6 protein-coding genes are annotated in these 6,499 nt (G+C 33.9%); all 6 read right to left on the bottom strand.

Translation table 11 applies throughout. From position 1 onward, the window contains the following. Nucleotides 1–200: 200 nt before the first annotated feature. Nucleotides 201–1,496 carry an RNA-binding domain-containing protein gene (locus tag ACWG0P_RS03395; RefSeq protein ID WP_455800486.1) on the bottom strand — a complete coding sequence of 432 codons (1,296 nt, stop codon included), beginning with the start codon at nt 1,494–1,496 and terminating at the stop codon, nt 201–203. 96 nt (nt 1,497–1,592) lie between these two features. Continuing rightward, nucleotides 1,593–2,450: a 16S rRNA (cytidine(1402)-2'-O)-methyltransferase gene (gene rsmI, locus ACWG0P_RS03390; RefSeq protein ID WP_455800485.1), complete on the bottom strand. Its 858-nt coding sequence runs from the start codon at nt 2,448–2,450 to the stop codon at nt 1,593–1,595. A 9-nt stretch (nt 2,451–2,459) separates the two neighbouring features. Continuing rightward, complete coding sequence (ricT, locus tag ACWG0P_RS03385) at nt 2,460–3,344, bottom strand: regulatory iron-sulfur-containing complex subunit RicT (RefSeq protein WP_455792344.1); 885 nt, start codon at nt 3,342–3,344, stop codon at nt 2,460–2,462. Then, nucleotides 3,341–4,318, bottom strand: coding sequence for a DNA polymerase III subunit delta (locus ACWG0P_RS03380; protein WP_455800484.1), 978 nt, complete (start codon nt 4,316–4,318; stop codon nt 3,341–3,343). The genes ricT and ACWG0P_RS03380 overlap by 4 nt, the downstream gene beginning before the upstream one ends. Further along, a complete protein-coding gene (gene tmk / locus ACWG0P_RS03375; protein ID WP_455792340.1) occupies nt 4,311–4,943 on the bottom strand; it encodes a dTMP kinase in 633 nt (210 codons plus the stop codon). Before tmk ends, ACWG0P_RS03380 begins: the two co-directional genes overlap by 8 nt. Before the next feature lie 218 nt (nt 4,944–5,161). Beyond that, on the bottom strand, nt 5,162–6,478 hold the full coding sequence (locus tag ACWG0P_RS03370) for an esterase/lipase family protein (RefSeq protein WP_455800483.1): 1,317 nt from the start codon (nt 6,476–6,478) through the stop codon (nt 5,162–5,164). Nucleotides 6,479–6,499: the final 21 nt, after the last annotated feature.

The following is a 6,499-nucleotide window of genomic DNA, read 5'->3' as shown; positions in this document are numbered from 1 at the left end:
GATTCCCTCATCACCGATTACTGATAATGCCTTTATCTATGATGATCTGCCATTTTAGTGAGAGATTTTATTTTCGCTTATGTTTCATCTTTTTTGAGACATTTTCAAAAACGGTTGACACAATTTTTTTGAAATTTCTTGAATGAAATTTTTACAAAACTACAGAAACACGCATAAACAAAGGCTTATTTATATATAATTTATCCAATAAAATACACCGTTTGTTTTCCTTTACCCTTTTTATTTATAACATTTCGTTCGATTAAACTTCTTAAATTATTGATTACAGTTGCTTGTGATACCTGCAAGAAATCCTGAATATCTTTCCGCCGCATTTCCTTAGATTCTAATAAGAGCTTCACGATTTCGCTTTCATACTCATTCAGATTTTGTTGCGTTATGATGGTATTATTTCTGTTTGGTAATGTTATTTTGAATGCATTTTCACTAAGTTCAATAAAAGGTTTTACATTTGAATTTCGATAGCTCTCCTCAATTTTAGGTATACCAGTTCCGTATGCTTCCACCCATTGTAAACGATAGAATAAGTTTGATAAATATTCGTTTCTTAATAAAGATACTCCTACTCTTAAATCATCTTTACTAATCCCTTTCATCAAACATCCTAATGAAACTATCTCTATTCGATCATCAAAAATAGAAAGTAGTGTACTTCCTCCTAAAGAATAATCACGATGCACAATAGCATTAATGATAGCCTCACGTATTGCGACTTCTGGATAATCGAAAGTATCTATCCTTTTTAAACTGTCATAGGTAGATTTCTTTTTATTATACTGTTGTACATACTGCATTGTCTTCTTCATTTGATTTATAATAGAGCCCTCAAAAATTTGGTGATCCAAGAAGTTTATTTTTGATTTTCCTTCAAAAACAGCACATTTTGTTGTAGTAGGGCATTGATCTGATATCAAATAAGCTAGATTACTATAGATACTATCGTTTGTATAGAAATGTAGAGTTTTCATCTGATTTTCTTTCATTGGAAGTTCCATATCTTCGCAAGCTGTCATGAACGATGTGAATGATAGCTCTTGATTTAAGGAACGTTTCTTTTCAAAACTTTCACCATCAGATTCCACAATCATCTTCTTTATCATAAGCTCGCTTGCACACACACTTGACGCTCCTTGACGAACATAAACACCGTTAGACTTAAGACCCTTATTTTTTAAATAGTAAGGTTTTGAATCTCCCTCTTGAACAAGGATTTCTATTATCATTTTCGAATCCATTTCTTTTATCAAACATTTCGTGTACATAGTCGCATCTGGTGAAATACTTTCTCGAATAGAATTCGTTATTTTTAACATGACATCATCTATTTCTTCTTTTTTAACACCACTAACACTGCCATCATCTTCCATACCAACAAATATGGTTCCACCCTCACTATTAGCAAAGGCTACAATCGTCTTTTTCAAATCGTCTACGTATTCTCTTTTAAATTCTGTGTACATATCTTCTTTTTTCATGAATTCACCTTTCTAATACTTTCTAATATTATTATAATAATTCTAATATTAGAAAGCAAGAGAAAAGGCAGAGTATTTCTACCCTACCTATTTATACTAATTTAGTCCATGATATTCTTTATAAATATCATTCTTCGATAAGCCTCTTTCTTTAGCGACTCTTTTTATTGCTTCATTGGTTGTCAAACCATCTTCTACATAGGTATTAATTTGATCATGTAACAAAGGCATAGCAGACAGTTCTATATCCGCTCTATCTTCTCCACAACCTTCTACAACAATCACCATTTCTCCCTTTAAGTCGTCCACAATTTCAAGGACTTCTTCTATGGTACCACGAATAAATTCCTCATGTTTCTTAGTAAGTTCTCTAGCAAGGCAAATCTGACGATTCCCAAGCACTTCTAAGGCACTATTCAACATCTTTTTGATACGATGTGGAGCTTCATAAAAAACCATGGTAAATGGATAATATTTCAAATCAAAGAGTTCTTTAATTCTCTCTTTTTCTCCTGATTTCAAAAAACCATAAAACAGAAAATGCTCTGTAGACAATCCACTAGATACAAGTGCATTTAACATTGCATTACATCCTGATATAGGAACTACATTAAACCCTGCTTCCATAACTTTCTTAGAGACAATAGAACCAGGATCTGATATCAAAGGATATCCGGCATCACTTACAAGGGCTACATCATTTCCCTTTTGTAATAATTCCAACAATCCATTTGCACTCTGCGCTTCGTTATGTTGATGATGCGCTATCAATCGTGTCTTAATACCAAAATGAGATAATAGCTTCATGGTATTTCTCGTATCTTCTGCCGCAATCACATCAACGCTTTCAAGTATACGAATAGCACGTGGTGTCATCTCACCAAGGTTTCCAATGGGAGTTGCGACAACATACAATGTTGGTTGTTCATTTTCAAAACTTTTTTGACGAATCATGCTTTTCACCTACCGATCAGAAAAATCCATATCCGGCCATAATTCTTTAAAGCTTAAAAACTGTACATCTTCTCTATTTTCAATTTTGACCTGTTGAAGAAGTACATTCATACTTGTAATACGATATCTATTCCCTTTATATTCAATTTGTGAATTCATTTTAGGAAGACCATCTCTTAAGCGTTTGTATTGTTCATCTTCAAATTTTAAACAACACATTAATTTTCCACATTGTCCACTCAACTTTTGAATGTTCAATGCCAATAGCTGGTTCTTCGCCATATTAATAGAAACAACATCAAAATCATTTAAGAATCTTGAACAACATGTTTCCATTCCACAACTTCCTAGTCCTCCAATGATCTTAGATTTATTACGAGGTCCAATCTGACGAAGTTCGATACGACACTTAAAGATACCTGCTAATTCTTTTAGTAATTCTCTGAAGTCTACACGTTCATCCGCTACATAAACAAAGATAATTTTACTACAGTCTAGTGTGTATTCTGCTTCGATAAGATTCATATCTAACTTGTACTTTTCAATACAGTCATTGCATATCTTCATTGCTTTCTTTGCTTTTTCTTCATTCTCCGCAACTTGTTTTAAGTCTTTTTCACTTGCTTTACGAAGAACGGGTTTTATTTCCATTCCATTGGAGAAGAAAGCTTCACTTTCTTTTACAATTTCACCAAGTTCTAATCCACGCACAGTTTCCACTACGACTAAATCACCTACATGGTAATCATCGTGATCTGTACCAAACGTATAGATTTTCTTGGATTCTTTAAATGAAACAAACGCTACAAATTTATACATACGAGGAGGTTTTTTATCCTCGTGGCGTGTGTCATTTTTATGATCTTGAAATTTCTGTTTATTTTCCTGACTCATCTTGTCACCTCTTTCATTTGATACAGCATCTTATCCAACAATAGCTGTATATTTACAGAACGCAATAATGTATCTTTGGTCTGCATAAGTATTTGCAATAGTTTTACATAATCCATGTGTTTGCTTTGTATGACACTCATTTGCTTCAAGTACCATTCATCACTTGTCTCACGATTATCTTTCATACAATCTTTGAAAAGCAAGTGCAACATATCTACGATATATACAAGCGATTGTTTTCCATATTTTTTCTGTTTCGCAGGAAACCCGTCAACTTGCATGAATAGCAATGCTTTATCTGGTGATACGCAAAATCTTTCTACCATACCCTTGAACACATAAAGTGAATGTTGGTAATCTTCGGATTCACTCGCTTCTAGTATATCTTGTTTTGCACGAATCAAATTGCTAAGTATATAAGCGTCTAGTTCACTGACTTCTTCGTGCACTGCTTGATAGCATTGTTTCGCGTTCAAAGCAGTAAAAGGAATGTTTTGACATCTTGAAACAATGGTAGGTAATACTCTATCAATTTGTTCCACAATAAGGATTGCGATCATGTCGTTGGTTGGTTCTTCCAAAAACTTTAATAAACTATTTAACGCATCTGGAGTAGCATTCTCCGCATGATCAAGAACATAAATTTTCTTACCTTTTGTTTCCAATCCAGTTTTATTAAATGCGACCTGTAGCTTTAGGATTGCATCTTTCTTTATAGAAACGCTTGTTCCATCGATGTATATCATATCTGCATATTCATTATGCAATACGCGCATACAAGTATCGCATGTTTCACAAGCAAATCCTGTTTCATCACATAGTATACTTTGCGCTAACAAGTATGCAGTTTCTTTCTTTGGTGTTCCACTTGGTCCACTAAACATATATGCATGTGCAAGCTTATCACTTTCTAGAGCATTCTTTAATGTGTGATATACCACAGGTTGCTGTTCCTTCAAAACATCTTTAAACATGAGGTTCAATAATCTCCAATAAAGCATTTACAGTATCTGTTAATACCGTATCAATATCTTTATTTGCATCAATCACATGCATACGATCTTTGAATTTTTCTTTTACGATTTCATATCCTTCCGCAACTTTCTTATGAAATTCATTGCTTTCGTTATCTAATCGATCAAGATTACCACGATTGCTAACTCTAGATAATCCTGTCTCTAAACTAACGGATAAGAAAATTGTTGCGTTTGGGATATGTCCTTCAATTGCAAATTCATTGATTTGATAGACTTCATCAAAACCAATTCCTCTTGCGATTCCTTGATATACTAAAGAACTATCTACAAAACGATCGCATAATACGATTTTATTTTCTGCTAATGCAGGAAGAACTTTTTCTATCAAATGTTGACGACGACTTGCCGCATACAACAAAGCTTCACATCTAGGATCCATTGCTGTATTTTTTGGATCAAGGATGACATGGCGTATTTGCTCGGCAATATCAATTCCTCCAGGTTCTCTTGTATATATTACAGGATATCCTGCTTCTTTTAATTTTTCATATGCTAATTTAGAAATGGTTGTTTTACCACTTCCATCATTTCCTTCAAATGTAATAAATAGACCGTTGCGCATCTTCAACACTCCTAACCAATCTAACATATTATATCATAATCAAAGGGTATCACACAAAGATTTTAATGTTTAGAACACTTGTGAACTACGCAAAATGTATACCTTTTCAAGATATATCATATACTACCAATAGGGAATTGCTTCATTCCCTTCTATATACAGGTGGTTTTCCACATAAAAAGGAACGATTTCTATGTGAGTCGTTCCTTTTTATATGTTTAAAATCCTTTTTCTTTTAACTCGTGTACAAGTTCTACATAGAACTCACGCACATCAAAATCATCTATATTTTCTCGGTTCAAATCAATCATATCACCATGTGATATACCCCTGTTTCCTTTTGTTGTAAGAAAGCGGAAGTTTTCTCCCCATGGAAACGAAGTTTCTGCGACTAATCCATCGTTAGGTCCATCAAAGTAGGATACCAATTGCATTGAGAAGTTTAAGGGAAAGCGACCATCTCTTGCTCGATTTAACTTAGAACCTACACTTTGATAATACACATTTTCCTTATCTACTACAAGTTCATTAAAATTTGTACATGAGGAAGCCGTTAAATCGTTTACGGAAGATAAGAAATCGGGATTAAAATCGCCCATCTTTTTTAATGTTGCGTTGTACATATCCGCTACTTGTTCTTTCACTTTCACTGGTATTTTATGTAATAGATAGTCCGCAAACACACATCCCTTATGTGGTGTATTTATGGTCGTTAAAGAAGCTACATAGGGGGCCATACCCAACTGTGATATCGCATATCTACTATCTAATCCACCTTTTGAATGTGCAATAATATTTACTTTTTTACTCCCTGTTTCTTTTCGTATTGCCTGAATCCTATCTGCCAATTCCTTTCCACTATCCGCAATAGCTGCGGCGGATTGATGGTTTCCATAATATAGGATTGCGCCATTACGCTCTAATTCTTTTGGAATCCTCCCCCAATAGTTAAAGTATTTGAAATCCCTAAAAAAGACACCGTGTACCATAAGAATTGGATATTTTGTTTCGCAAATTTTATCTTTTGATCGCTCTTTGTTGATGATCATCTTTTTACTTTCGAAGATGCTTTCCTTATATGTAATACGAATGATATAGTACAAGGCAATGAATTGCGCAATTGGAATCCAACCACATATGATTCCAATCACACGCCATTTTAGCTTCAATTGATATGAGGTCGTATACACACGTATAATTCCATTCCAGAAAACTACCGCTTCTATTATAAATACACATAATAAATGAAGAAGCCAGCCTCTCCAATCTGTACGTTGAAGATCATAAATTAGATACATCGTACTTGCGATTGTAGATAATAGAAACACAATCAAAAGCTCACATCCATCTGCACAGATTCTTAATCGCCATGTTGTCATCCAACGATTCGTAAATGTTGGAAAGATATTAATCCATACAAAAAGTAGTACAAAAAGAAACAACACTACGTTGCGATTATCAAATAGTGGGAAACAAATAAAATTGGCGACACAGAATATAACACTCGCGTCTATGATTCGCATACAATATTTCATATAAATACCCCTTGTTTAGAT

This window comes from Amedibacillus sp. YH-ame6 (genome assembly GCF_053848845.1).
The sequence above is the reverse complement of the archived record's forward strand: the minus strand, read 5'-3'. Positions and strand labels throughout refer to the sequence as shown.